The 25,357-nt window shown below is 69.9% G+C and carries 22 protein-coding genes; 10 read left to right on the forward strand and 12 right to left on the reverse strand.

All coding sequences use genetic code 11. The annotated features are described in order from the left end of the window. The 3 genes from ACFWBF_RS17585 to ACFWBF_RS17595 all read left to right on the forward strand — a co-directional run. Positions 1-3,763, forward strand: a 3,763-nt coding sequence (locus tag ACFWBF_RS17585; protein ID WP_385602068.1) for a HAMP domain-containing protein, incomplete at its 5' end; no start/stop codon positions are given. Next, positions 3,760-6,219 carry a SpoIIE family protein phosphatase gene (locus tag ACFWBF_RS17590; protein WP_385602071.1) on the forward strand — a complete coding sequence of 820 codons (2,460 nt, stop codon included), beginning with the start codon at positions 3,760-3,762 and terminating at the stop codon, positions 6,217-6,219. The genes ACFWBF_RS17585 and ACFWBF_RS17590, both read left to right, overlap by 4 nt. 85 nt (positions 6,220-6,304) lie before the next feature. After that, complete coding sequence (locus ACFWBF_RS17595; RefSeq protein ID WP_385602074.1) at positions 6,305-6,634, forward strand: STAS domain-containing protein; 330 nt, start codon at positions 6,305-6,307, stop codon at positions 6,632-6,634. Positions 6,635-6,672: 38 nt separating this feature from the next. Here the strand turns inward: ACFWBF_RS17595 and ACFWBF_RS17600 are convergent, their stop codons facing one another. From ACFWBF_RS17600 to ACFWBF_RS17610, 3 genes are read right to left on the reverse strand one after another with little or no spacing between them, the layout of a single operon-like run. After that, positions 6,673-7,881 (reverse strand): cytochrome P450, encoded by a 1,209-nt coding sequence (locus tag ACFWBF_RS17600; RefSeq protein WP_385602077.1) that lies wholly within the window; start codon positions 7,879-7,881, stop codon positions 6,673-6,675. Further along, complete coding sequence (locus tag ACFWBF_RS17605; protein ID WP_385602201.1) at positions 7,881-8,450, reverse strand: cupin domain-containing protein; 570 nt, start codon at positions 8,448-8,450, stop codon at positions 7,881-7,883. Before ACFWBF_RS17605 ends, ACFWBF_RS17600 begins: the two co-directional genes overlap by 1 nt. A 20-nt stretch (positions 8,451-8,470) precedes the next feature. Next, complete coding sequence (locus ACFWBF_RS17610) at positions 8,471-9,523, reverse strand: type III polyketide synthase (protein ID WP_385602080.1); 1,053 nt, start codon at positions 9,521-9,523, stop codon at positions 8,471-8,473. Positions 9,524-9,653: 130 nt separating this feature from the next. On the opposite strand from ACFWBF_RS17610, the gene ACFWBF_RS17615 reads away from it, so the two are divergent. Continuing rightward, positions 9,654-10,211, forward strand: coding sequence for a hypothetical protein (locus tag ACFWBF_RS17615; protein ID WP_385602083.1), 558 nt, complete (start codon positions 9,654-9,656; stop codon positions 10,209-10,211). A 69-nt stretch (positions 10,212-10,280) separates the two neighbouring features. Here the strand turns inward: ACFWBF_RS17615 and ACFWBF_RS17620 are convergent, their stop codons facing one another. Both ACFWBF_RS17620 and ACFWBF_RS17625 read right to left on the reverse strand, forming a co-directional pair. Further along, entirely contained in the window at positions 10,281-10,715 is a 435-nt protein-coding gene (locus ACFWBF_RS17620; RefSeq protein ID WP_385602086.1) for an ester cyclase, read from the reverse strand. Between the two features lie 175 nt (positions 10,716-10,890). Continuing rightward, complete coding sequence (locus tag ACFWBF_RS17625; protein WP_385602089.1) at positions 10,891-12,114, reverse strand: cytochrome P450; 1,224 nt, start codon at positions 12,112-12,114, stop codon at positions 10,891-10,893. A 184-nt stretch (positions 12,115-12,298) separates the two neighbouring features. Between ACFWBF_RS17625 and ACFWBF_RS17630 the strand changes: the two genes are divergently transcribed. Both ACFWBF_RS17630 and ACFWBF_RS17635 read left to right on the forward strand, forming a co-directional pair. Next, positions 12,299-12,946, forward strand: a complete 648-nt coding sequence (locus ACFWBF_RS17630) for a TetR/AcrR family transcriptional regulator (RefSeq protein ID WP_385602092.1) — start codon at positions 12,299-12,301, stop codon at positions 12,944-12,946. Continuing rightward, the gene (locus ACFWBF_RS17635) at positions 12,943-13,806 is read left to right on the forward strand and encodes an alpha/beta fold hydrolase (RefSeq protein ID WP_385602094.1); all 864 of its coding nucleotides are present in this window, start codon (positions 12,943-12,945) and stop codon (positions 13,804-13,806) included. The genes ACFWBF_RS17630 and ACFWBF_RS17635 overlap by 4 nt, the downstream gene beginning before the upstream one ends. Positions 13,807-13,895: 89 nt before the next feature. On the opposite strand, the gene ACFWBF_RS17640 is transcribed toward ACFWBF_RS17635, so the two are convergent. Together ACFWBF_RS17640 and ACFWBF_RS17645 are read right to left on the reverse strand one after the other, a co-directional pair. After that, the gene (locus ACFWBF_RS17640) at positions 13,896-14,342 is read right to left on the reverse strand and encodes a hypothetical protein (protein ID WP_385602097.1); all 447 of its coding nucleotides are present in this window, start codon (positions 14,340-14,342) and stop codon (positions 13,896-13,898) included. A gap of 348 nt (positions 14,343-14,690) precedes the next feature. Next, positions 14,691-15,218 (reverse strand): GNAT family N-acetyltransferase, encoded by a 528-nt coding sequence (locus ACFWBF_RS17645; protein ID WP_385602101.1) that lies wholly within the window; start codon positions 15,216-15,218, stop codon positions 14,691-14,693. Between the two features lie 346 nt (positions 15,219-15,564). On the opposite strand from ACFWBF_RS17645, the gene ACFWBF_RS17650 reads away from it, so the two are divergent. Next, positions 15,565-16,638 carry a polyprenyl synthetase family protein gene (locus ACFWBF_RS17650; RefSeq protein WP_385602103.1) on the forward strand — a complete coding sequence of 358 codons (1,074 nt, stop codon included), beginning with the start codon at positions 15,565-15,567 and terminating at the stop codon, positions 16,636-16,638. 31 nt (positions 16,639-16,669) lie between these two features. On the opposite strand, the gene ACFWBF_RS17655 is transcribed toward ACFWBF_RS17650, so the two are convergent. Further along, complete coding sequence (locus tag ACFWBF_RS17655) at positions 16,670-17,782, reverse strand: ABC transporter substrate-binding protein (RefSeq protein WP_385602106.1); 1,113 nt, start codon at positions 17,780-17,782, stop codon at positions 16,670-16,672. A gap of 200 nt (positions 17,783-17,982) precedes the next feature. Further along, positions 17,983-18,843, reverse strand: coding sequence for a hypothetical protein (locus ACFWBF_RS17660; RefSeq protein ID WP_385602209.1), 861 nt, complete (start codon positions 18,841-18,843; stop codon positions 17,983-17,985). Between ACFWBF_RS17660 and ACFWBF_RS17665 the strand changes: the two genes are divergently transcribed. Together ACFWBF_RS17665 and ACFWBF_RS17670 are read left to right on the forward strand one after the other, a co-directional pair. Further along, on the forward strand, positions 18,731-19,117 hold the full coding sequence (locus ACFWBF_RS17665) for a RidA family protein (RefSeq protein WP_385602204.1): 387 nt from the start codon (positions 18,731-18,733) through the stop codon (positions 19,115-19,117). The genes ACFWBF_RS17660 and ACFWBF_RS17665 overlap by 113 nt on opposite strands. Positions 19,118-19,530: 413 nt before the next feature. Further along, positions 19,531-20,292 (forward strand): maleylpyruvate isomerase family mycothiol-dependent enzyme, encoded by a 762-nt coding sequence (locus tag ACFWBF_RS17670; RefSeq protein ID WP_385602109.1) that lies wholly within the window; start codon positions 19,531-19,533, stop codon positions 20,290-20,292. Positions 20,293-20,534: 242 nt separating this feature from the next. Here ACFWBF_RS17670 and ACFWBF_RS17675 read toward each other — a convergent pair whose 3' ends face one another. Then, the gene (locus ACFWBF_RS17675) at positions 20,535-21,767 is read right to left on the reverse strand and encodes an aromatic acid exporter family protein (RefSeq protein WP_385602112.1); all 1,233 of its coding nucleotides are present in this window, start codon (positions 21,765-21,767) and stop codon (positions 20,535-20,537) included. 562 nt (positions 21,768-22,329) lie between these two features. On the opposite strand from ACFWBF_RS17675, the gene ACFWBF_RS17680 reads away from it, so the two are divergent. After that, positions 22,330-23,697: a polysaccharide lyase family 1 protein gene (locus tag ACFWBF_RS17680; RefSeq protein ID WP_385602115.1), complete on the forward strand. Its 1,368-nt coding sequence runs from the start codon at positions 22,330-22,332 to the stop codon at positions 23,695-23,697. Between the two features lie 253 nt (positions 23,698-23,950). On the opposite strand, the gene ACFWBF_RS17685 is transcribed toward ACFWBF_RS17680, so the two are convergent. Both ACFWBF_RS17685 and ACFWBF_RS17690 read right to left on the reverse strand, forming a co-directional pair. Beyond that, on the reverse strand, positions 23,951-24,832 hold the full coding sequence (locus ACFWBF_RS17685; protein ID WP_385602118.1) for a hypothetical protein: 882 nt from the start codon (positions 24,830-24,832) through the stop codon (positions 23,951-23,953). A 10-nt stretch (positions 24,833-24,842) separates the two neighbouring features. Continuing rightward, positions 24,843-25,355, reverse strand: a complete 513-nt coding sequence (locus ACFWBF_RS17690; RefSeq protein WP_385602121.1) for a papain-like cysteine protease family protein — start codon at positions 25,353-25,355, stop codon at positions 24,843-24,845. Positions 25,356-25,357 lie beyond the last annotated feature (2 nt).

Consider the following 25,357-nt stretch of genomic DNA (forward strand, 5'->3'; position numbering starts at 1 on the left):
GAAGGGGGTGTCGGGCACCTGGCGGGACCTGACCGACTCGGTGAACTTCATGGCCGGCAACCTCACCGCGCAGGTCCGTTCCATCGCCGAGGTCGCCACCGCGGTGGCGCAGGGTGACCTCTCGCAGAAGATCCGGGTCGATGCCCGGGGCGAGATCCTGGAGCTGAAGACGACCATCAACACGATGGTCGACCAGCTCTCCGCCTTCGCCGACGAGGTCACCAGGGTCGCCCGGGAGGTGGGCACCGACGGCCGGCTCGGCGGGCAGGCGGACGTGAAGGGGGTGTCGGGCACCTGGCGGGACCTGACCGACTCGGTGAACTTCATGGCCGACAACCTCACCGCGCAGGTCCGTTCCATCGCCGAGGTCACCACCGCGGTGGCGCAGGGTGACCTCTCGCAGAAGATCCGGGTCGACGCCCGGGGCGAGATCCTGGAGCTGAAGGAGACCATCAACACGATGGTCGACCAGCTCTCCGCCTTCGCCGACGAGGTCACCCGCGTGGCCCGCGAGGTGGGCACCGAGGGCAACCTGGGAGGCCAGGCGACCGTCCGGGGCGTGTCGGGCACCTGGAAGGACCTGACGGACAACGTCAACGTGATGGCGTCGAACCTGACCGGCCAGGTGCGCTCCATCGCCCAGGTGGCGACGGCGGTGGCCCGCGGCGACCTCTCGCAGAAGATCACCGTGGAGGCCAAGGGCGAGGTCGCGGCCCTGGCCGGGGTCATCAACACGATGGTGGACACCCTGTCCGCCTTCGCCGACGAGGTCACCCGTGTCGCGCGCGAGGTCGGTACCGAGGGCCGGCTCGGCGGCCAGGCCCGGGTCCCCAACGTCGCCGGGACCTGGAAGGACCTCACCGACAACGTCAACTCCATGGCGAACAACCTGACCGGCCAGGTCCGCAACATCGCCCTCGTCACCACGGCGGTGGCCAACGGCGACCTCTCCAAGAAGATCGACGTCGACGCCCGGGGCGAGATCCTCGAACTCAAGACGACCATCAACACGATGGTCGACCAGTTGTCCTCCTTCGCCGCCGAGGTGACCCGCGTGGCCCGTGAGGTGGGCAGTGAGGGACGGCTCGGCGGCCAGGCCGAGGTCGAGGGCGTCTCCGGCACCTGGAAGCGCCTCACCGAGAACGTCAACGAGCTCGCCGGGAACCTGACCCGTCAGGTCCGCGCCATCGCCGAGGTCGCCAGCGCGGTCGCCGAGGGCGACCTCACCCGGTCGATCACGGTGGACGCCTCCGGCGAGGTCGCCGAGCTCAAGGACAACATCAACTCCATGGTCGGCTCGCTGCGCGAGACGACCCGGGCCAACCAGGAACAGGACTGGCTCAAGTCGAACCTGGCCCGGATCTCCGGCCTGATGCAGGGGCATCGCGATCTCGCCGCCGTCGCGGAACGCGTCATGGACGAACTGACCCCCCTGGTCGACGCCAGCTACGGAGCCTTCTACCTCGCCGACGAGATCGACGGCGCGACGTGGCTCACCCTGATCGGGTCGTTCGGGCGGCCCGCCGACAGCCCCACCGCACCCCTGCGGGTACGGAACGGGGAGACCCTCGTGGGGCAGGCGGCCCGCAGCCGCCGCATCCTCACCACCGGCAACGTGCCGCCCGGCTACCTGATCTCCTCCGGGCTGGGCGGGGCCGCTCCGGCCAACCTCATCGTGCTGCCCATCCTCGTCGAGGAGCAGGTCCTCGGGGTCATCGAGCTCGCCTCCTTCAACTCCTTCACCCCCGTCCACCGCGACTTCCTCGGACGCCTGATGGAAACGGTCGGTGTCAACGTCAGCACCATCGTCGCCAACGTCCGCACGGACGAACTGCTCGGCGAGTCCCAGCGTCTGACGGGTGAACTGCAGGCCCGCTCCGAGCAGTTGCAGGTCCAGCAGGACGAACTCCAGAGGTCCAACGCCGAGCTGGAGGAGAAGGCCGCCCTCCTCGCCACGCAGAACCGCGACATCGAGACGAAGAACCTGGAGATCGAGCAGGCGCGCCAGGAACTGGAGGACCGGGCCCAGCAACTGTCCCTGGCCTCGAAGTACAAGTCGGAGTTCCTGGCCAACATGAGCCACGAGCTGCGCACCCCGCTCAACAGCCTGCTCATCCTGGCCCAGCTCCTGTCCCAGAATCCGTCCCGCAACCTCACCCCCAAGCAGGTCGAGTACGCGGGCATCATCCACTCGGCGGGCTCCGACCTCCTCCAGCTCATCAACGACATCCTCGACCTGTCGAAGGTCGAGGCGGGCAAGATGGACGTCAACCTGGAGCGGGTGTCGCTCAAGCGGCTCCTCGACTACGTGGAAGCCTCCTTCCGGCCCCTGACGACCCAAAAGGGCCTCGAGTTCCAGATCACGACCTCGGCCGGGGTACCGCTGGAACTGATCACCGACGACGCCCGGCTGCAGCAGATCCTGCGCAACCTGCTCTCCAACGCGGTGAAGTTCACCGAACGCGGCCGGGTCCAGGTGCGGATCGCGCCCGCGAACGCGGCGGAGCTCCCCGCGGAGCTGACCCGGGCCGGTGCGGTGGTGGCCTTCGAGGTCATCGACACGGGCATCGGGATCCCCGAGGAGCAACTGGAGGTCATCTTCGCCGCGTTCCAGCAGGCCGACGGCACGACCAGCCGCAAGTACGGCGGCACCGGCCTGGGTCTGTCCATCACCCGCGAGATCGCCCGGCTCCTCGGCGGCGTGGTCACGGCCACCAGCACGCCAGGCACGGGATCGAGGTTCACGCTGTACCTGCCGGTATCGCGCCCCGACGCCACCGACCGGGACGTGGAGGCCCCCGCGGCGCAGGAAACCGCCGCCGGCGGCCGGCCGGGCGACGGCCGCGGCGACGGGCCGCAGGAGCGCCACCCCCGGCGGCTCCTGGTGATCGAGGAGCGCAGCAACGGTCTCCTCAGCCTCGTCGCCGAGAGCGCCGCCGCCGATCTGGTCGCGGGACGAGTGACCGCGGGCCCGTCGGGACAGGTCGAGGTCCTCACCGCCACGACCGCCGCGGACGCGGCCGCCGTCCTCGCACAGGCCCCGTTCCACTGCGTGGTCCTCGAACTGGGCTCCAACGGAGAGGCCCTGAGCTTCCTCCAGGCCCTCGCGGGAGACACGGCCCTGGCCGCCCTGCCGGTGCTCGCCCACGACAACCGGCGCATGACCGGGGAGCAGCAGGAGCAGATCGCCCGGTACGCGACCGGCCGGCCCTTGGAAGTGCTCTCCAGCCTGGACGAACTCCGCGAACGGATCACCCTGCACCTGTCGGTCGACCGCCTCGGGGACGTCCTGCCCCTCGTACGGCCGGAAGCCGAAGTCGCCGCGGCTGAACACCCCTACGTCGACGCCAGCCTCGCGGACAGGTCCGTCCTGGTCGTTGACGACGATCCGCGCAACCTGTACGCGATCAGCGGCATTCTCGAACTCCACGGCATCCGGGTCCTGCACGCCGAGAACGGCCGCAAGGGCATCGAGACCCTTATGAGCACCCCGGGCGTCGACCTGATCCTGATGGACGTCATGATGCCCGAACTGGACGGGTACGCGGCGACCGCCGAGATCAGGAACATGCCCCGGTACGCCGACCTGCCGATCATCTCGGTCACCGCCAAGGCCATGCCCGGCGACCGCGAGAAGAGCATCGCCTCCGGATCGAGCGACTACGTCACCAAGCCCGTCGACGCGAACGACCTGATCGCCCGCATCCGCCAGTGGCTCCTTCCCGTCCCCGCCGCGCGTACGGACGAGGCCGAGGTCCGGTGAACGACGCACACGACGAGCCCGGGGCGCCCCAGCCCCCGACCCCCGCGCGGGCCCGCAGCCGGGGGCCGGAGGTCCCGGCCGCGCGCCGGACGGCAGCGCAGGTGACGCACCGCACCGCGGAGGCGGGCGACGTGGGACGGCTCGCCGCCACCGTGGAGCGGCTGCGCCAGGAAGCCCTGGACGCCCAGTGGGCCGCCGACGGGCGTGCGCTGATCGAAATGGCCAAGGGCATCTTCGTGGGGCGGCTGGGGTGCGGGCCCGCCGAAGCCTCCCGGCAGCTGACCAAGCTGGCCGAGCAGTCGGGCGTCACCGTGCTGGCCCTGGCGGTCGATGTCATCAACCAGGCCGCGCGCGACCACGTGAGCGAGATCGCGGAGCAGTTCCTCAGGTCCGCCGGCGGCGAGCCCTGCGACCCGGACGAACCCGCCCCCGCCGTCCGGCTGCGAGCGGCCGAGAGCCGCGCGCTGGCGGCGACCGACTCCCAGGCCGTCGCGACCGCCCTGCTGGAGAACGCGCTCGGACCGCTGGGCGCCTGCGGGGTCGCGATCTGGCTGGTGGGCGCGGACTCCTCGCTCACCCTGGTCGGCCAGGCCGGGTTCACGGAGGAGGAGGCCGGCCGCTGGCGCTACGTCCCGCCGGAGGTGGCCACCTGCGCCCGACTGGCCCTGCACAGCCGCGAACTCGCGGTCGTGCCCGGGCTCTCCGACGCGGGGATCCCCACCATCGGCCGGCGCCAGCACCCCGACGGCGGGCGGATCATGGTCCCGGCCGGAACCGGTGGCCGCATCCATGGGGTGCTCGAGGTCGGCTGGCCAGGCCGGCTGGCCCCGCAGCCTCCTCAGATCCTGCGGCAGCTGGAAGCCATGGCCGAACTGTGCGCCCACACGCTCGGGGACCAGTCCGCCGACGTGCCGCCCCCCACCGCGCAGGCCTCGCACCTGGCGGGTGTCGCGGAACTGACAGACCTCACCGACCACCTCCACGACCCCGTGCTGATCCTCACCCCCCACCTCGACCCGGGCGGCCGGCTGTCCGACTTCCGCATCCACCACACCAACAGCCGCTTCGTGGACCCCGCCGGCCGGCCCCGCTCGCTCGTGACCGGCGCGCACTTCCTCGAGGCCTACCCGGCCGCCGCGGAGACCGGTGGCCTCTTCTCCAAGCTGGAGCGGGTCTATGCGACCGGCGAACCTTGCCGCGCGCCGCGCACGACGCTCACGGCCTACGTCGACGAGGTGCCCCTCACCTCGGTCGCCGACGTCAGCATCAGTCGGCACGGCTCCGCCCTCGTCCTCATCTGGAAGGTCGAGGACGAGACCGCACGGCTGGCCAGCCTCCTCCAGCACGCGCAACGTCTCGGCCGGGTCGGCGGTTTCGAGGAGAACGTCCGCACCGGCGCCATCACCTGGAACGGCCAGCTGTTCAGCCTGTTCGGGCTGCCCGCCACCGCCGCCCCCGTACCCCTGGAGGAGCTGGCCGACCACGCCCACCCCCACGACGTCAACTCCATCGGCCGGTTCCTGCGCACGCTCCTGCACCGGCTGCGCGAGTCGTCGGTGGACTTCCGGCTGCGGCGCCCCGACGGCATCACACGCCACATCCGGATAGTGGCCGAACCCGTCCTTGACGAGCAGGGACGCCTGCATTCCGTACGCGGCGCCTGCCAGGACGTCTCGGCGCAGCACTGGACGGAGGTGGCCCTCGCGGCCACGCGGGACCAACTCGCCAGCAGCGAAGCCGAATCCGCGGACCGGACCAGACTCGCCCTGCAGCTCCAGCAGGCCATCATGCCCCCCGCCCCGGCCGCCATGGAGGTCCCCGGCATCCGCATCGCCGTCCGCTACCGGCCGGCGGAGTCGCAATCGCTCGTCGGCGGCGACTGGTACGACGCGGTCGTGCTGCCCGACAAGAAGATCCTCATCAGCGTCGGGGACGTGGCCGGCCACGGCATCCAGGCGGCCACCGGCATGGTCGTCCTGCGCAACGCGCTGCGCGGCCTGGCCGTCACCGGCGCCGGCCCCGCGCAACTGCTCTCCTGGCTGAACACCGTCACCTACCACCTCACCAGCCATCTGACGGCCACCGCCGTCTGCGGGATCTACGACCCCGACACCCGGTTCCTGCGCTGGGCGCGTGCGGGCCACCTGCCCCCGGTCCTGGTCAGGGGGACGCAGGCCCGGGCCTTCCCCCTCGCCTCGGGCACGCTCCTCGGAGCCCTTCCCGACGTCACGTACGCGGAAGAAGAAGTACAGCTGGAACGCAAGGACATCCTGCTCATGTACACCGACGGCCTCGTCGAACGCCGGGACGCCTCCGTCACGGACTCCCTGGCCCAACTGCTCGCCGTGGCAGCACGCCCCGCGGTCTCCCTGGAGAAGTGCCTCGACAACCTGCTGACCTACAGCACTTCCGACACGGACGACGACACTTGCCTCATCGGTGTCCGGGTCCACTGACCGTCCCGAGGGCGCGTAGCCTTCGGGACGGTGGCGGGCGGCGGGCCGGGGACGAGCCGCGCTGAAACGATGCGAGGGAGTACAGGTGGAGCAGCAGGTACGGGTACGGCCGGACGAGGACGGAGTCCGCGTCATCGTGTGCGTGGGGGAGTTCGACCAGGACACGCTGCAGCCGCTCAGGGAGTCCGGTGCGCAGGCCGCCACCGACCCGGACGTACGCAGGATCGTCCTGGACGTCAGCCAGGTCGCCTTCGCCGATTCCTCCATGCTCAACCAGATGCTGCTCCTGCTGCGCACGGGCCGCCTGGTGCTGGCAGGCCCGGTTCCCCCTCAGCTGGGCCGGCTCCTGGACCTCACGGAGGCCCGGGACCTGTTCCCGGTCGCCGACAGCGTGGAGGCGGCGAGCAGCCTGTAGGCCGCGAAACGCGCATCGCGCGCCGGCCGCCGGCCGGTCTACCAGGTGACCGGTAGTGCCACCGGTCCTCGGATGAGTACGTCCTTCTGCCAGGCCACGTTGCCGGGATCGATGGCCAGCCGCAGGTCGGGGAGGCGCGTGATGAGGGTGGTCAGCAGCAGTTCGGCTTCCACGCGGGCCAGCAAGGGGGCCACGCAATGGTGGGGGCCGTAGCCGAAGGCCAGGTGGGGCGGGCCTTTGCGGTCGATGTCGATCCGGTGCGGCGCGGGATAGCACCGTTCGTCCCAGTTCGCTGCCACGTAGGAGACGTAGACGGCCTCGCCACGGCGGATCAGGACGCCTCCCACCTCGACGTCCTCGGTGGCGATGCGGGCTTGCCCCACGCCGTGCTTGTGGGGGATCCAGCGCAGCAGTTCCTCCACGGCCGCCGGTACGGCGTGCGGGTCGGACCGCAGCCGGCTCCTCAGGCTGTCGTCGGTGAGCAGGAGGTAGACCATGTTGGAGGTGTGGTTGCGTACCGCGTGCCAGCCGTTGATTCCCATCAGCGTGGCCAGTGCGAGGAGTTCTTCCTCCTCGATCCTGCCGCTCTCGACTGCGGCTCCCAGTTCGCTGATGAGGTCGTCCTGCGGCCGGAGCCGGCGTTCGCGGGCCAGTTCGAGGAAGGAGGCGCGGACTTCTTCTTTGGCCTGCCGGGCGCGCTCGACCCCCGCTTCGTCTTTCGCCCGGGTGAGGATGGCGTCGGCCCACGTGCGCAGGCGCGGCCGGTCGGCCTCCGGCACGCCCAGCAGAGCTCCGATGACGTGCAGGGGGAACGGGGAGGTCACGTGTCGGACGAGGTCGGCGGGCGGCCCGGCCGCGACCATGGCGTCGATGTGTTCGTCGAGTACGGCTTGGGCGCGCGGGCGCAGGGCCGCCATGGCGAAGCGGTTGAACGCCGAGGAGACCACGGAGCGGACGCGGGTGTGGTCGGGCGGGTCGACGAAGCTGACCGCGCGGTCCAGCGGGACGAGGTACCTGTTCATGCTGGGCAGCGGCCGGCCGACGATGTCGCGACTGAACCGGGGATCGGACGTGACGAACCGGACCGCGTCGTGCCGTGTCGCGAGCCAGCACTCGCCCGGGGCTCCGTGGGGCAGCCGCACCCGGATGACCGGTTCGGCCTGCCCCAACGCCTCGCGGAGAAAGGGGTCGAAGTCGAGCGCAGCCAGTTCTGACGCCTCGTACAAGGGGGCGGTTCCGTCCTGCATCACTGGCTCCTCGCCGGCTGGTCATGGCGCAGCGGTGTGAGCTGCTCGATGTCGTAGCGGCAGCGCAACGCGGCGATGGCGCTGTGGTCCACGGGCCCGTCGGCGGACAGGATCTCCAAGAGTTCCTCGAAATAACGCTCGTGGTCCGGGGGCGGGGACGACTGGAAGAACATCCGGGCCGGGACGCCGGTGGGGTTGGCGAAGGCGTGCGGGCAGCCCGGCGGAACCAGGATGACCGTGCCGGGCGTGGCGCGGACCACACGCTCACCCTTCGGCGACTGCCATCCCCGCCAGCCGTCCGGGGTGCGCACACGCGGCTCGAAGGCGAGGACATCGAGCTCGCCCTCAAGGACGTAGAAGAGTTCCTCGCTGCGCGCGTGGACGTGCGCACCGACGTCGAAGCCCGGTGGCACGAGCACCTCGAAGCTCGATGCGAGGCGTGACTGTGCGCCGGTCACTTTGAAGGTCACATGCTGGGCAGCGGCACGAAGGGTACGTCCCTCGCCGGGGGGCACGATCAGCCCGCTGTCCGCCGCCGATGGGGCGGCGGCGGGGGAGTAGCCGGTCATCGGGTTTCCTTCCGTACGGGTCACGGCGTGCGGCTCCATCGGCCCAGCGCCATCTCGGCCGTGATGCCCGGGCCGAACCCGGCCAGGAGGCCGCGCGCCTGGTCGGGGGCGCCGCCCTCGTCGAACAGCCGGCGCAGAGCGTCCAGTACGACGGCGCTCGCGATGTTCCCGTACTCGGTGAGCGTGGCCCGGCTGTGGCGGAACGCCTCGGGCTTGACGTGGAGGAAGGTGCTCAGGTCGTCCAGGATCCGCGGCCCACCGGCATGCACGATGTAGAAGTCGAGGTCTTCGGCATCCCAGCCGTGCCCCTCGGCGAGGTTGCGCAGCACGGGGGCGAGCGGCTCCATCGTGCCCGGCACCCGCTTGTCCAGCAGGAAGTGGAAGCCGGTGGACCGTACGTCGTACGCGATCCAGTCCTCCGTCCCCGGGACGAGGTACGAGGCGTTGCGCTCCAGGCGGATGCCGTGGCCACCGGTGCCGCGGACGACCGCGGCGGCCACGCCGTCGCCGAACAGGCCATTGGACAGCAGCGATCCGATACCGATGTCGGTGGGCTGGTAGCACAGTGAGCAGAACTCGCATGCCACGATCAGCGCGTTCGCCCCCGGATAGGCCGTGCAGAAGTCGTGTGCCCGGTTGATCGCCGCCCCGCCTGCCGCGCAGCCCAGCTGAGCGATCGGCAACTGCCGTGTATGGGAGGGGAATCCCATCGTGTTGATCAGCCAGGCGGTGAGCGAAGGCATCATGAAACCGGTGCAGGACACATAGATGATCACGTCGATCTCCGCGGCCCGCAGCTCGCCGTCCTCGAGCGCGCGCCGCACGACCAGCGGTACGCGGGACTTCGCCTCGGCCGCATACAGCCTGTTGCGTTCCTCGAAGCCCGGGTGCGCGAGCGTCTCGCCGACCGGCTGCACGAGATGCCGGGTCCGCACCCCGGTGTTCTCGATCAGGCGTAGCGCGAGGCCCAGTTGGGGGTGGCCGGCATGCCGCGAGCGTGCGAGCTCGAGCGTCTCCTCCATGGTGATGACGTGCTCCGGAACGGACACGGCCGGCCGACACAAGGTCGCCATGCAACACCCCTACCCCACCGGCACGCGAGTGCCTCTGCTGACCTGGACGCGTCCTTAACGATCACTGTCCGCCCAGGTCACCCATTCGTACCCATGCGTCGTATAAGTGGGCCGAGTGGGGAGGGGGCCTGTGAGTACCTGCACCCATTTGGGCGAAAAACTCGGTGTGACGTCGTGTTCCGAGGCGAGCCATGGTCTGTTCAAGGAAAACAGGCTCAAAGAAGGGGACGGAACGTTGCATCCAAGGCGTATCGGAACGATCCTGGGCGCAGCCGCGCTGACCGTGCTGACCATCCCGGCCAACGCTCACGCCGCAGCAGTCGCTTGTGGCGGAGGTGTGTCGACCGGTCGTGTAGCCGTCAATGGCTGCATCAGTGCCCAGCGGGGATCCGCCGGCAGGTTCCCCACTCGGGAGATCACGTCGTACATCAAGGCGCGCAATGCCGGAAAGAAAGGAGTGAATGTCTCTTACGAGGCATTCTTTCGCGTCGTCGACGGTGGTCACTGGGAGAAGTTGGGCAGCGGTCGCGCCTACGTCCCGGCCGGCGAGACCATCGGCCCTGTCGAGGTGGGGAGCACGACCCGCGTATGCGGCCCCGTGAAGGTCGAGATCCGAGTGCATGCCCGGGCCGACGGCGCTGCCTGGAGCGGCTGGTCTCCCGCATCCACGAAGCAGTGCCAGACCTGAGCCCGCCCCCGCGACTGCGGCGCGTCCGTCCGACTGACAGGCCCGCTCGGATCGCAGTGCCGCCCCGGGCTATTCCGGTGCCCCGCCGGGCGCCGGAATGACACCAAGCTGCTGAAGGAAGCCGAGGAGATCCTTCTCCGCCCACTTTTCGGCGAGCTTGCCGTTCTCGATGCGATGAATCACTGTCGCGGTCATCGTGATCGGCTTACCGGTGGCAGGGATGCCTGGGAGGTCCCGCTCGTGCACTCCACGAGCTGTCAGCCGAGTCACGACCTTGTCGCCCTCCGCGATCTGGTCCTCGATCTCGTGGGTTCCGGGTGTGGCGTCCCAGAACAGGCGGAATGCCTGCTTGAGACCCTCGCGGCCGGGTGCGATCCCCGGAAACAGCGGCGGCGAGTGGTCCTGGTAGTCCTCGGCCACGAGTTCGTCCATGGCATCCAGATTGCCCTCGTCGATCTCCCGATAGAACCGGCGAACCAGCCCCTTGTTCTCCTCTGTGGACACGGGAACCCCTCTGCGCGCTCGCGTCACGTCGCCGGAACGACATGAACGGCATGAACGACATGTACGCCCCGAATCGTCACCTCGGGCCCCCCGTCGACACCCACGGCGCGCCATGCGAACGCGGACGTTCACTCGGAAGCGGCTCCTGGCTGAACAGGCTCCGCGCGGGAGGTGTTCACCACGTCGCGTGCAAGGTCTGCGGTGAGCGGTGGATCAAGGTGGGACGCATGGTCGGCGAGGGAGCGTCGGGATCCAGGCGCAGGCCCGGCAGCCGACGGGTGAACAGTTCAAGGGTCAGGCGCAGTTGTTCACGGGCCAACTGCGAGCCGGGGCAACCGTGGGGCCCGTGGCCGAAGGCCAGGTGGTGGTGACCGGCGGGGCGGCTCATGTCGAACCGGTCGGCTCGCTCGTACCGGTCCTCGTCCCGGTTGGCCGACCCGTAGGCGACCAGCACATTGGCGCCGGAAGGGAGCTTCGTGCCGGCGAGCGACACCGGCCGGGTGGCGGTGCGGCGGAAGGCCTGTACGGCCGTGTCGTAGCGTGCCGCTTCCTCCACGGCGGCCGGTACGAGCGCCGGATCGGCGCAGAGCATCTCCCACTGCGGCCGGTCGCGCAGCAGATGCAGCAGAGTGCTGCCGATCATCGCGCTGGTGGTGAGGAATCCGGCGATCAGGAGGTTCTGGAGGTTCGCCACCAGCTCGTGGCGCTGCTCCAGGGTGAGTTCGCCGGCGCCGGGAGCCAGCGCCGCCACCATCGCCGAGCACAGATCGTCCCGGGGAGCGGCGCGCCGGTCGCGTACGTATCCGTCCAGCAGGTGCTGGAGTGCGACGACGTCCTCGGCGGCGGCCGCCTGCGCCTGCGGCGGCATCGGCCGAAACAGCAGTTCTTCGGCCCGGTACCCGCCGTGCACCGCGGCGGGCACGTCCGCCGGGTCCAGCCCGATGAGCCGGCCGACCACCTGCCCGGGCAGCCGCTGGGCGTACGCCTCCACCAGCTCGGCCGAGCCGTCCGCCGCGATGCCGTCCACCAGCTCCCGCGCGCACTGCCGGGCGTACGGCAGCAGGGCAGTCACGCGTGCGCCGGACAGTCCGCGGTTCAGCACGGCCCGGTGTCGCTTGTGCTCGGCGCCGTCCGTGGCGACGACGGTGGGACGCGGTGCGAACCCCCGCGGCAGGACACCGAGCGCCGCTTCCGAGAGCTGGATGTCCGGCAGCAGGGCGTTGGCGGAGGAAAAGTCCTCGGCGCGCAGCAGCACCTCCCGTACGTCCTGGTCCCGGGCCACCAGCCACGCGTCGAATTCGGGTACGTAGGTCAGCCCCTCGGCCCGGCGGGCGCGGGCGTAGAGCGGGTACGGGTCGCGGTACAGCTCGTCGCGCCTTGCCTGGTCGTGGGCCGGCACACGGACCTCCGGGTCGCGGTCGGTAGCGGGTCGCGGGGCGGCCCGCGCGGGTGAACTCCGGTGCCGGGCCATGATGCAGGAGCCCGGCCGCGCAAGGAAGTACGCCTCCGCAGTGCTTGACCGCATCCAGGGGCCGCTCTAAATTTAGAGAGCTCTCTAAGTTTTAGCGAAGGGGTGCGCGCGTATGCAGACGGTCGAAAAGGGGCTGCGTGAACAGCACAAGGCCCAGCGACGGCTCCGGATCCTCGATGCGACGCGCGAACTCCTGCGGGACAGCCCGGAATCGGTGATCACTACCGAGCGCATCGCCGAGCGGGCAGGGGTCGCCCCGGCCACCGTGTACAACCTGATCGGCCCGCGCGACAAGATCTGGGAGGCGCTCGCCGTCGGCTTCATGGATGAACTCGAGCGCCACCTGGCGGCTCTGGGAGCCGGAGCCGGAGCCGGAGCCGGAGCCGGAGACCCGCAGGAGGTCGTCGGATCGACCGTCCGGCTGCTCGTCGGCGACCCGGTCGTCTCGCGTCGCATGGTGCGTGAGTGGGAGGAAAGCGGCCTCGTGCTCGACCACAGTCCGCTCACCCAGCTCCGCCAGGCCATGGCGGATGCGCGGACACAGGGCCTCCTGCGCGCCGACATCGACACGGACGCGTTGGCCATCGTTGTCGCCACCGCCTGCGTGGGTGCGCTGCACCAGTGGGTCGCCGCCCTGATCGATGACGACCGGTTCCTGGCGCGTGCCCTGTTCGCGCTGGACGTCGCACTCGCCGCCGCGGCCGCGGATCCCTACCGCGAGCAGTTGCTGGCGCCACTGCGAACACGAGGCGCCGTATGACGGCCGGCGCAAGGCCACGGCCCCGGAGCTTCGAGGGCCACGGCGGGATCCTGCTCGCGACGGATGAGTGGGGCGAGGCGTCCTCGCCGCCGCTCGTCCTGCTGCACGGCGGCGGCCAGACGCGCCACGCCTGGGACCGGACCGGCCCTCGGCTGGCCGCACGGGGGTGGCGGGTCATCGCCCCGGACCTGAGGGGGCACGGCGCCAGCGAATGGTCAGACGATGGTGACTACGACCTCGACCTGTTCGCCGACGACGTCCGGGCGCTCGTCGCCGGCCTCGGCGACCGGCCCGTGCTCATCGGTGCCTCGCTCGGAGGCCTGAGTTCGCTGCTCGCCGCCGGAGAGGCGCCCAGGGCGGCGATTCGCGCTCTGGTGCTTGTCGATGTCGCCCATCGGCCGGATCCCCGCGGGGTTCGCCGGATCGTCGAGTTCATGCGCCGCCGGCCGGACGGATTCACCAGCGTGGGGGAGGCGGCCGCGGCGGTGTCCGCCCACCTGCCGCATCGCCCACATTCGGACGACCCCGAGGGGATACGGAACAACCTGCGACGCCACGGCGAGCGCTGGGTCTGGCACTGGGACCCCCGGATGCTGGACAGCTTCGAGGGCCGGATGGATCCACCTGGTATGGCGGAGCGTCTCCTCGACGCCGCGCGTCACACCGACGCGCCGATCCTGCTCGTCCGTGGCGGGATCAGCGATGTGGTGCGTGAAGACATCGCCGAGGAGTTCTGTGATGGGGTTCCCCACGCGCGGCGCGTCGATGTGGCCGGCGCGGGGCACATGGTGGCAGGCGATCGGAACGAGTACTTCATGGATGCGATCGTCCCGTTCCTGGAAGGGATCGAGCGAGCGTGAGCAGCCCGCCCCGGAGGCTGTGGCCCGCCTCGCGGGTCAGGAAGACGGGCTCCGCGGGCGGCGGAGGCTCGAGTCCGGGCCTTCCTCGCTCATCGCGTGGTTTCCTCCGTGGTCTCCTTTTTCAGGATGCAGCGTTCCCCGCTGTCGGGATCACCGATGTACGTCCAGAGCGTCGGGGCCGCGATCGTGCCGGTCGCCTCGTACTCGGTGCCCACGCCGCCCGGGCCGAATTCGATGCGAACGGTCGACTGCGCTGGCCCGCCCTCGATCGGTGATCCCGACTCGAGGTCCCAGGTCCCCGTACCCGTCTTGACCGGGGTGAGACCGAAGCCGGAGCCGGCCTTGCTCTCCGGGTCGATGTAGTCACCACAGGCGGACGAGGCGCTGAACGTTCCGTCCCCGGCCAGGACAAGGCTGCCGCCCTGTTCGTCTCTCCACACTCCTGCGAGCTCTGCACTCGTCAGCACGATGGCGTCGCCCGGAGCTCCAGGGGCCCAGATGCGCCCCATGCCGATCAACGTGACCAGCGCCGCCACCGGCGCGAAGAGAATGGCCAGGAGTACGGATGCGGCGCAGCCCAGGGCTCCGGTGCAACCGGCGATGGCAAGCCACTTCCCATGGCGCCGGGGCGGGGCGGAACCCCAGGTCGCGGTCGGCGCCGTCGGCCGGCGTTCAGCGGTCGGCATGGGTCCCCCTCGGCCTTGAAGTCGACCAGGGTTCCGGTCGGCAGCGCCATCTTGCACGAGCCCCGACCGGGCACCCGCAGCGGGGGATCGATCAGACCTGGTCCCTCGAGCCCCACGTGGTGTACGCGTCTCCCGGCGACGACAGGGCGGCGGTCCTCGCGGTGCTCCCGGACAAGAAGCGGCTGCCACGCGGCGGGATCATCCCGACGGAGGCCTGGGCGGCAGCCGGTAGCACCATGCGTAGCTCGGGTGGGGGACGCCGGGCGGGTACTCGAAGTCGACCTCGCCGAGGCATTCGAGTCCCGCCCGGCGGCAGACCCCGTTGGAGGCCGCGTGGTCCGTGCCCGGGAAGGCGTGGATGGTGGCGCGGGTGCCGTGGGTGCGGACGTACGCCAGGAGTTCGGTCAGTGCGGCCACCGCCAGCCCCCGCCCCTGGAACTCGGGCAGGATCCCCCAGCCGGTCTCGTAGACCGGCTCGCCCTGCCAGTCGCGCTCCCAGAAGCCGACGGTGCCGACGCTCTCCCCGGAGGGTTCCAGCACCACGCGGAACATCCGCCCGGCGGCGGGCTCCCGCGCGCTCATGGCCTCGTACCGGCGCTGCCGGTCGGCCAGTTTCTGTGGGGACTCGGGGCCGCCCAGGTACTCGGTCATCACGGGCTCGTTCTTGCGCTCCAGGAGCCAGAAGTCCCCGTCGCCCCACGGCTCCAGCCGCACACGTGTCTCCATGGGGGCTCACCTTATGCGGCCGGGCGTACGGCGGTTCGGATTTATCCTTGGTTCCACTTGGCGCGGTCACGGTCGCGGTCATTGCACCGGTACATGGTCGGCGGAGGTCGGGGACGTACTGCAGGCGACTGGGCCCAGGAGCAGACCGGGTGGATGATCACCTCCCGTACGATGGGGCTCTGTAGCCCTGGACGCGGTTGATTTCCCGCTGGCTGCAGACCGTGCGCCGCCGGCTGACGGCGGTCACCGCCTCCAGTACACCTCCTGACATCACGCCGCTGCGTCGGGGCACCGCCATCAGGTCGCGCATCGCCAGCCGGGTGTCACCTATTGGAAAGAATCCGCCATGACCGAGCAGGCGCTGGAGCGCATCGCCGGATACGAGCGCCGGTTCAACACGCTTTTCGAGGACTACTTCGACGCGCTGAGTGCCCGGCTCGATGCCCCGACGTTCAGCCGTTTCGCCCCGGAATGTCTGGAGTTGCTGCGGGATCTTTCCCTGCGCGGCGGGAAGCGGATGCGGGTCGTCCTGCTTCATGAGGCGGCACGCCTGGTCGCTGCCGATCCGGTCGAAGGACTGGACGCCGCAGCGCTGAGCATCGAGCTGCTGCAGACCCACGGTCTGGTGCACGACGATCTCATAGATGACAGTCCCACCCGCCGGGGCGGCCCCTCCACCTACTACGCCTACCGCGAGCGGTTCCCCCGCCACCCGCAGACGGCCCTTGGACTGACCGTGCTCGCGGGCGACCTCGCACTCGCCCTGTCTCTGCAGGTACTGCTGGACGCGAAGGTCCCCGTCGCGATGCGGCAGGCCATGGTCGAGGCACAGACGCGGGCGGCAGCCGACACGTTCGTGGGCCAGATCATCGACCTGGAGCGCGATTTCGCGGCCACCCCGGACGAGGACGTCCTGCACTGCGTCGCCGATTACAAGTCCGCCCGCTACTCGATCCTCCTGCCTCTGCAACTCGGACTGCTGGCCGCGGGTGAGCAGCCGGCGCACTTCGAGCGGGAACTGCGCCGGTACGCGCGTCTGGTCGGGATGTGCGGGCAGATGCGCGACGACTATCTCGACCTGTTCGGGGACGCGGCCACCATGGGAAAGCCGACCGGCATCGACATCCGCGACGGGAAGCACAGCTACACGGTCAGTGCTCTGCTGTCCTTGGCGAGTGGCGCCGATCGTGGGGTGGTGGAAGCCGCACTCGGCGACCCGTCCTGCACGCCGGAAACCATCGCCGCTGTCCGGGAGATCGGTGAACGCTGTGGTGTGACGGTCAGGATGCAGGCGGACATGCGGCGCTGCGCCGAGCAGGCTTCGGCGGTGGCCGCCGGTTGGCGGCCACGGTGGCGTGAGGAGGCGGTCACGTTCTTCGAGCGCGTGCCGCTGTGGAGCGTCGGCAACCTCAACTTCTGACCGATCCGAGCAGTCGCACCGCCGTGCTCCCTCAGCTGGTGTGAAGGATCCGGAAGCGAGCGGGTTCCGCCGGATCTCGATCAACGACTTGGACGGGCGCCCAAGCCCATTGCCACACGCTGATGCCTGGCGTCCGGGAGAACCGGATCTGCCCGCGGGTGCCTTCGACTGCAACGCGCGGCCAGGAGTCGGCCGTGCGTGCCCGGTCCGCGCCGTGAGAACGCAGTGCGTCGGCGAGTACGGCGACCGTGTCGTAGCCCTCGAAAGCGACGAAGGAAGGCGCTTCGGCCAGCCGCTCGCGGAGGGCCGTCTCGACTCGTGCACCGAGTGGGCTGAGGCGCTCGGGCAGGTAGCGCAAGAACGGGATCGCGGTGCTGTCGTCGCCCAGCAAAGTCGCCCATTCGGCGAACTCCGGTTGCCCGGCCGGAGCGCCGATCATGATGTCGGCGAGGCGCTGGTCGCGGCGGACGGACTTGACGATCGGTACTGCCGGCTCCGGGTGGCCGACCAGAAGCAGGAGAGCTGTCGCGCGTTTGTCGACGAGTTCTTCGCACACGGCCGTGGGGGTGAGCGCGCGCATGTCGAGTTCGATGACGGCCCCGCCGCGTGGAGTGAGGTGGTCCCGCAGGATGCGGGCCCCGGATGCCCAGTAGACACTCGACTCGGCGGCTACGGCGATGCGAGTGTGGCCCGCGCCGAGGAGGAAGTCCGCGTAGATCTGCCAGCCGTGCGACTGCGCCGGGGCGAGGCGCGCGACCCATCGCGTGGGCTGTTCGGTGAGCGCGTCGATAACCGCTGACGAGCAGAGGAACGGCAGGCCGAGGGCGTCGGCCCTGGCGGCAGCGGCGCGAGCGACGACGCTGTGATACTCACCCGCCAGGGCAGCCACGCCCAGGCCAGCCAATTCATCCACGGCCGCCGCAGCCTTCTGTGGATCAGCCGCGGTGTCTCGGACCACCAGCTCGAGTGGTCTCCCGTCGATCCCGCCGGCGTCATTGACCTCGCGAACGGCCAGCTCGAGTCCGGCGAGCAAGTGCCGGCCTGCCTCGACCCAGCCAGGCCGAGTCAGCGGAACGAGAGCGCCGATCTGGACGGCTGACCCGGCAGTCCGCGCCGTGGCAGGCGGCGATGGTGGCGTACTCATGCGGTGGCTTCTCCCGTGCGGTGATTCGGTTGCAGCTTGGCCGGATCACCGGGTGGCACGGCCCGGCAGTACGCGTTCATCGCGTCTCGCCATGGCGGCGCGCACCTGGGTGACCATGCCGGACATTGCATCCACCACCATCGCCGACAGGCAACCGATTTATCTGTTCGCTGAGCTGCCCGCCGCTGTGCGCGCCGGGTTCAGGTTGTCCTACATTGCCGGGGAACGTCGGGGCCGATGGCAGGGCAGGCAGAGTCGAGGGCGACCAGCAGGCCGATCTTCTTGATCGTGAGCTGCCTGCGCAGCCGCTGAGGGACCTCGCTGTCGACCCGTTCGGCGATGAAGCGATCGAGGTACAGACTCGACTCCGCGTTGGTCAGCACGTCGTCCAGACCTACGAATTCCGACAGGGCGCTACCGAAGACGACCTTGTTGTACGTGTAGAGGATCTTCTCGTCCCACAGGTCGGCTACGAGGATGCGGACCGTCTTCGACGGACTCTCTGTCAGGGAGTCCAGCAGTGCGCCGAACATTTCGGTGTTGTTGTGCAAATTGAGCAGGAAGTTGAGGTTGTTGCCGACCAGAAACAGCTCGGGTTGGTACTGGTCGAAGATTTTCGGCATTTGAAAGTTTCGGGAACCGGTGATGTTCTCGTTGTAGGTGACGGTTCCCGTGAACCGGTCGGGCAGCAGCCTCCTGCTGTCCAGGGCGAGCTTCTCGGTAAGCCTCCGCACGTCTTGGACCTCGCGCAGCGATACGGCCTGGAAGTCCGCCAGCGGTGGACACAAGTCCCTTAGCTCTTTGGGGGAGAGGTCGAACAGCAGCGGGAAAACCCGGCCGGCCCGCAGGGAAGGATTCAGACATCCGCTCTCGTAAATCGTACGTGATCCATCACGCAAGCCGGCGCTGCGGTTCTGGCACCATGACGGGATGGAAGAGGCGCGGCAGATGGTCAGCTCGGGGTCACCACTCGAACCGCAGATCGGGTTCTCCCGCGCGGTGCGGGCAGGAACGTACGTAGCCGTAGCGGGGACGGCTCCGATCGGGGACGACGGTTGCACCGTTGGACCTGGCGATGTCTACGCCCAGACGACGCGGTGCCTGGACATCGCCGTGCGGGCGTTGCAGGAGGCAGGGGCCTCGGTCGGGGACGTTGTGCGGACCCGCGTCATGCTGACCGACGTCACGCAGTGGAAGGAGGCCGCGCGGGCGCACGGTGAGCGATTCGCTGCTGTCCGGCCCGCGTGCACCTTCGTCGAGGTTTCCCGCTTCATCGAACCCGATTGGCTCGTCGAAGTGGAAGTCGACGCGGTGATCGCCCAGGAACCGAGCTGAGGGCCCCGCTCCACGACGAGGCCGCGCTGGAACGGTACCTGGCCGGCCCGCGCCGGAACGGTGACATCGCCGCGTACCGCGACGGCGCCGGGCGCCCCCCGGCGGGATGCGCTGACGGACTACGTCGCGGGCAACCTCCGCACGATCCGCGACCGGCTGGCAGGCCCCCTCGCCGGGTTCGACCTGCGTTCGCTCGCTGACGGGGGCCTCCTTGGCCTGGCGGAGCGTTGGTGGGAGCAGCGGGCGAGGGTCCGAGTGGATTCGCGCGGCACACCGCCGGGGCTGAGCCGGGACCAGAAGTTGACATCCTCGACGCTTGCGAATTACCTTCGCATTACTTAAAGAGGTAAACCATCCACCTCCTTAAATATCCTCACCGCCTGGGGCAGCACCATCAGAGGAAGGGCACATACATGAACCCCGCCCAGCACGGAGCGGCCGTCGCAGCCGAGGCCGCCGCATTCGTCGCCACGGTCACGGCAGCCGACCTCTCCACCCCGGTGCCCACCTGCCCCGGCTGGACTCTCGGAGATCTCACGCGGCACGTCGGCAGCGTGCACCGCTGGTTCACCGAGCTGCTTCGCCAGCGCATCCAGCAACCGCCGACCAGCCGCGTGGTGGACCTGCGCCTGCCAGAACACCGCGACGCCTTCCCGGACTGGCTGGCCGCGAGCGCAGCGGAAGCCGTCGAGGTGTTCGCCGTCACCGACTTGGACGCACCGATGTGGGCCTGGGGAGTCGACCAGCACGCCCGGTTCTGGGTTCGGCGCATGCTCTTCGAGACCCTCGTCCACCGGGTCGACGCCCAACTCGCACTGGGGCTCTCACCGCACGTCGACCGCGTACTGGCGATCGACGGCATCGACGAGTTCCTCACCAACCTGCCGTTCGCCTCCTCCTTCGCGCCGCTGACCGCTCAACTGCGCGCCCCTGACCGGGCCATTCGCTTCAGCACCACAGACGGCGACGGCAACTGGCTGGTCGGCTTGCGCCCCGATGGCTTCGCCCTGGTCGCTGACAGCGCCGACCCCCACGCGGCGGAGGCCACCGTCCGGGGAACGGCGGCCGACCTCCTCCTGCTCCTCTACGGCCGCCTGGACCACCGGACCGACGCCTTCCACCTCCTCGGCGACCGGGACCTGCTCGCCCACTGGTTCGCCCACTCCGCCTTCTGACCAGAAACGAGCACCGGGTTCGTGGCGTCTGACAGAGCAGGACCTCAGCGCCCCAGGACGGCGGCCTCCGCGACGGCGACCCCAGCCCACCGTGGCCATCGCCAACGACTCCTTGCCCCTGGGATCGGCCGCAGATCAGCCAGGCCGCCTCCGTGGCATGCGGGCGGGGTAAACGGCCATGCCCGCCAGCGCAGGCTGCGCCTGCCCGGGCCGCCTCGGGCAGCCCCGCTCACGGGCGGACGCTAATTCGACAGCTCGCTCTCGTCGCTGACCCCGCCTCGCCCGCGCAGGAGCCCGCGCAGTCGTCCTCCCAGGCCGCCCGTGGGCCGGGTGCGGGTGTGGTGGTCGAGTTCCTCCAGCAGGCGCTGAGAGCGCTTGTCCACGCCCAGTTCGTCGAGGACCCGGTCGATCTCGGCGAGCAGCGCACCGTGCAACTGCCAGAGCGCCGGATCCTTGCGGGCATCGGCCAGCAGCAGGTGCGCGAGCCGGTCGCGGTGCGCCCCGGCCACGGTCAGCTCCGCAGTCAGGCGGGCCTCCGCCTCCTCGGCGTTGGCGCTGACCTGCGCGGTGATCAGCTGGGCGAAGCTCTCCACGGCGATGGCCGTGTGACGCAGCACCTGCTGCAGCGCGCTCGTGGTCTCGGGTCCGAAGAGCGGACCGTCGGGGCGGGCCTTGGCCAGGTCGGTGAGCGTACGACAGGCCACGCGGAGCACCACCGCGCAGATCTCCAGCGTGTCCAGTCCGGTGCGCAGCACCAGCCGGAAGAGCAGACCCTCCTTGACCCGCGGATTCAGCCGGAGGCTGTCCTCCGCCTGCCGGAGGGCGGCATCGACCTGCGCGATGTCGTTGTCGAGCCGGCGTGCCTCGTGCAGCCGGGCCGCGGCCTGCTCGACCTTGGCCGGTCCGGGGGGCTCCTCGCCGAGGTGATCGAGCAGTCGGCTCATACGGGTGGCGAGGTCGGTGATCGCGGCGCCCGCGGAGTCGACCCAGAGGGGTGGCGCGAGGAGCAGGTTGACCAGCAGCCCGACCGCCGCGCCGATCAGCGTCTCCAGGACCCGGTCCCACGCCGTGTTTGCGACCTGGGTGACGCCGAGCACGAGCATGGCGCTGATCGCGACCTCGGGCACGAACTCGTCGACGCGGACCAGGTGCCCCACCACCAGGGAGGCCAGGATGAGCAGCCCGAGGCTCCACCAGGTGAGGCCCACGAGCACGCTGAAACCGATGGCGATCAGGACGCCGACGATCACCGAGTTCACCCGCCGGATGCTGGTGGTCAAGGTCGAGTAGAGGGTGACCTGGACGACGAGCAGAGCGGTCAGCGGGGCGGTCAGGGGGCTCGGCTCGCTGCTGAGCTGGAGCGCGACGACGTAGCTGATGACGGCCGCCGCGGTGGAGCGCAGGGCCTGGACTGCGACCGGCTCGCGCCGGCGCCGAGCGACATGGGTGGCGAAGCTGCTGATCATTTCCGGCATACCTGAGCCCTTCCCGCGGTGGCCCCGGATGACGCGTTTCGGGCGGTTCTTCTCCCACGCCCGCGCCCCGGCCCCGGTGCGCCGGAGGGTTTTGCCGACCGGCGGGTGAACAGCCGCCGGGGCCGGGCAGGCGCGGGCCGACGGCGAGGCCCACTCCTACGGGTCGGCCCGTTTGCACGGGGCACCCACCCACTGACGAGAGCAAAGGAGAGCACACGGGCGGCACCAAGAAGGTCTCGCACCACCTGCTCGAACGCCTGCGCGCGTCGGGCGTGCCGCGCGTTCGGCTATCCGGGCGAAGGAATGCCTCCGCGCTCAGGGCCGCTGACGCTGACCGGGACACAGCAGCCCGGACCCGCGAGTGCGTACGCTGATGAACCGGGAGTGGCAGGCGAGATCTGGGGTGGCGGTGTGAGAGTCTCCGCCAGGCCCGGCTCTTGATCGCCACCCGGAGTGGTCTTCCGGCTGCCAGTGACGGCTCCTTCCAGGACGACGGCAACCTTTCGAGCAGCGGCGGCAACTGAAGCACTGACAGCCCGTCTCACCGAAGGAACGACATCACGTGTCTGCTTCATCCCACCGCCGCTCACCCGCCCGGAAGCGCGTGGCCCTGATCGGCGCCGCCTCCCTCGTGGCCGCCGGCCTCGCGGCCGTACCGCTGACCGTGAGTGCAGGCGCCGCCACCGTCGACCTCGCGCACGCAGTACTGCCCATCAATGACGGCTGGGCTGCCAGCGGCTCGGGCACCACTGGCGGACAGGCCGCCGACACGGCGCATACCTTCACCGTCTCGACTCGCGCCGAGCTGGCGAAAGCGCTCAAGGCCGGTCCTGCCGGCACCCCGCGGATCATCCAGATCAAGGGGGTGGTCAACGCCAACACCGACGATTCCGGCAAGCCCCTCAACTGTGCCGACTACGCAGCCGGCACGGGCTACTCGCTGAACGCGTATCTGAAGGCCTACGACCCAGCCAGCTGGGGTCGCTCCAAACTGCCCTCCGGCGCACAGGAATCGGCGCGTGCCGCGGCGCAGGCCCGGCAGGCCGCGCGCGTGGTCCTGAACGTTCCCTCCAAGACCACGATCGTCGGCGTGCCCGGCTCCGGCGCGGCGATCGTCGGCGGCAGCCTCCAGGTGAGTAACGCGGACAACGTCATCATCCGCAATCTCAGCTTCAGTGACACCCGCGACTGCTTCCCCCAGTGGGATCCGACCGACGGCTCGACGGGCAACTGGAACTCCCAGTACGACGCGGTCTCGGTGCGCCGCTCCACGCACGTCTGGGCCGACCACAACACGTTCGGCGACGGCCCGCACTACGACAGCTCGAACCCGTCCTATTTCGGCCGCGAGTACCAGGTCCACGACGGCGCCCTGGACATCACCAACGCCTCCGACCTCGTGACCGTCGAGTACAACCGGTTCACCAACCACGACAAGACCATGCTCATCGGCAGCAGCGACAAGGACACCAAGCTCCGGGTGACGCTCCATCACAACCTGTTCCAGGGGATCGTCCAGCGCGCCCCGCTCGCCCGGGTCGGCCAGATCCACCTGTACGACAACTACTACGACACGGCGACGCTCAACGGCTACGCCCACAGCTACAGCATCAACTCCCGGGCCAACGCCCAGATCGTCGCCCAGAACAACTACTGGGCTCTGTCCGGCGGCCGGAAGACTTCGCAACTGCTCAGCGGCGACGGCACCGGCGCGGTGGCGGGCAGCGGCAACCTGGTCAACGGCGCCGTGACCGACCTCGTCGCCGCGTACAACGCCGAGCACTCCAGCAAGAAGATCGCGACGGCCGTGAACTGGACACCGAAGCTGAACGCAGGCCTGGAGCCCGCGAGCGGTCTGCCCGCCAAGCTCACCAAGACCACGGGCGCGGGCGTACTGAACGTGACGGGCGGCAGCACCGCCACTCGGTAGCGGCGTGATGGCCGCTCAGCCGCCTCGTCGTCCCCGGCGCTGCCGGGGCACCGCGACCGCATCACGCCCTTACATCACCGCGCTGGCCCTCGGCGTCACGGCGACGGCGAGCGCGGGGTGCCCTCTGGAATCCCGGCACGTGTGTGCCGGGGTGACGGACACCGCATGTTCGTGCCGACGGTGCGGCCGGACGGGGATTCGCTCCGTCCCGGCTGGCTGCCGGGGCGGAGCGAGGGGGTGTACGGGGTCGGGTTCAGCGGGTGCTTGCGCGCCGGCGCCGGCGGAGCAAGGCGGCACCGCCCGCGAGGGCGAGTGCCGTGCCGGAACCGCTGGCAAGCAGCAGGGTGGAGGACGAGGCGTCGTCCGCCTTGCGCTGGAGGCCGTAGCCGCTGGAGTAGCCGTTGGTGTCGTATTCCGAGCCGGGGAGCTTGTCGGCGTAGCGGGCCTTGACCAGTTTCTGGTAGTCGCTGAGCGACACCGACGCCTGGCCGCCCAGTCCTTGCCGGGCCTGGTCGTTGAGGGGCTCGACGGTGGTGAGCTTGAGCTGGTACCAGCCGCGGATCTGCGGCTCGACGAAGACCAGCGTGCCCAGGGTGGCCTTGCTGGCGTATGCGGCGTCGCTGTCGCCGTCGCGCACGGCCGCCAGGTGCCAGCCGCCGCCCTGGGTGGGGGCGAGCATGACGGTGGCGTTGCGGCCGTTGACGGTGATGCTCAGCGAAGAGACCAGCTGCGCCAGCTTGATCGCCTCGGTGGGCAGTGGCCGGGCGGTGCCGGCGACGAACCCGGGGGTGATCTCGTTCAGCGCCACCGGGTCCTTGATCGTGAAGACCGGGAGGCCCTGGCACGGCTCGGCCGTTTCGGGGATCGTCTCCACCTGCCCGCCGGCGCCGCCGGTGGGCAGCGGGCTGCGCAGGAAGCGGCAGACGGCGTTGCGGACGTCGGTGGACTTCACGGCGTTGAGGGCGGCCTGGTAGTCGGGGATGTCGGCCGGGAGAGGGTCCTTGGTCGGGGCCGCGTGCGCCGGACCGACGACGGACAGCAGTGCGGATGCACTCAGTGAGATGACGATGGACAGACGGGAGAAGCGAGAGACCGCCCGCTTGTTGGACGTTCGGGTGCCGCTGGTGTCGCGCATGTCGCCTGCCTTAGCGAGAGATGCCGATGCGGGAGTGGGTCCACTTGGACGAACTGTTGCTCACGTAGTCGTTGTAGTTCCACCACGTGTACGTGGTGGTGTCCGGCCACGGGTCGGCCACAGCGATCGTGCTATTCGACGTGTCGAAGCCGTAGACCACGTTCATGTGGCCGCCACCGGACGTCCACCCGATGCGGGCACCGATCGGCCGGGCCGCCTTGACGTCGGTGTACACCTGGTTGAACGTGGCCGCGCTGCTCAGGCCCGAACCGGTGTGGGCCATGCCGAGACTGCTCCAGCCCCTGGCCATGTCGTCGAGCGTGGCGGGCTGGTTGTTGCAGCCGTAGGAAGGCTGGGCCCGGTTGCAGAAGTCCGTCTGTGTGGAGCCGAAGCCCTGGAACTTGGCGATGGTCAGCCCGGAGGCGACCCAGCACCACTGGGTCTTCTCCTGCTTCAGCATGCTGATGGTGTCCTGACCCGCTTCCGCGTGAGCCGTGCCTCCCGCGGCCGCGAGCGATCCCAAGG

Source organism: Streptomyces sp. NPDC060028 (genome assembly GCF_042736725.1).
In the GTDB taxonomy this organism is placed as follows: Bacteria; Actinomycetota; Actinomycetes; order Streptomycetales; family Streptomycetaceae; genus Streptomyces.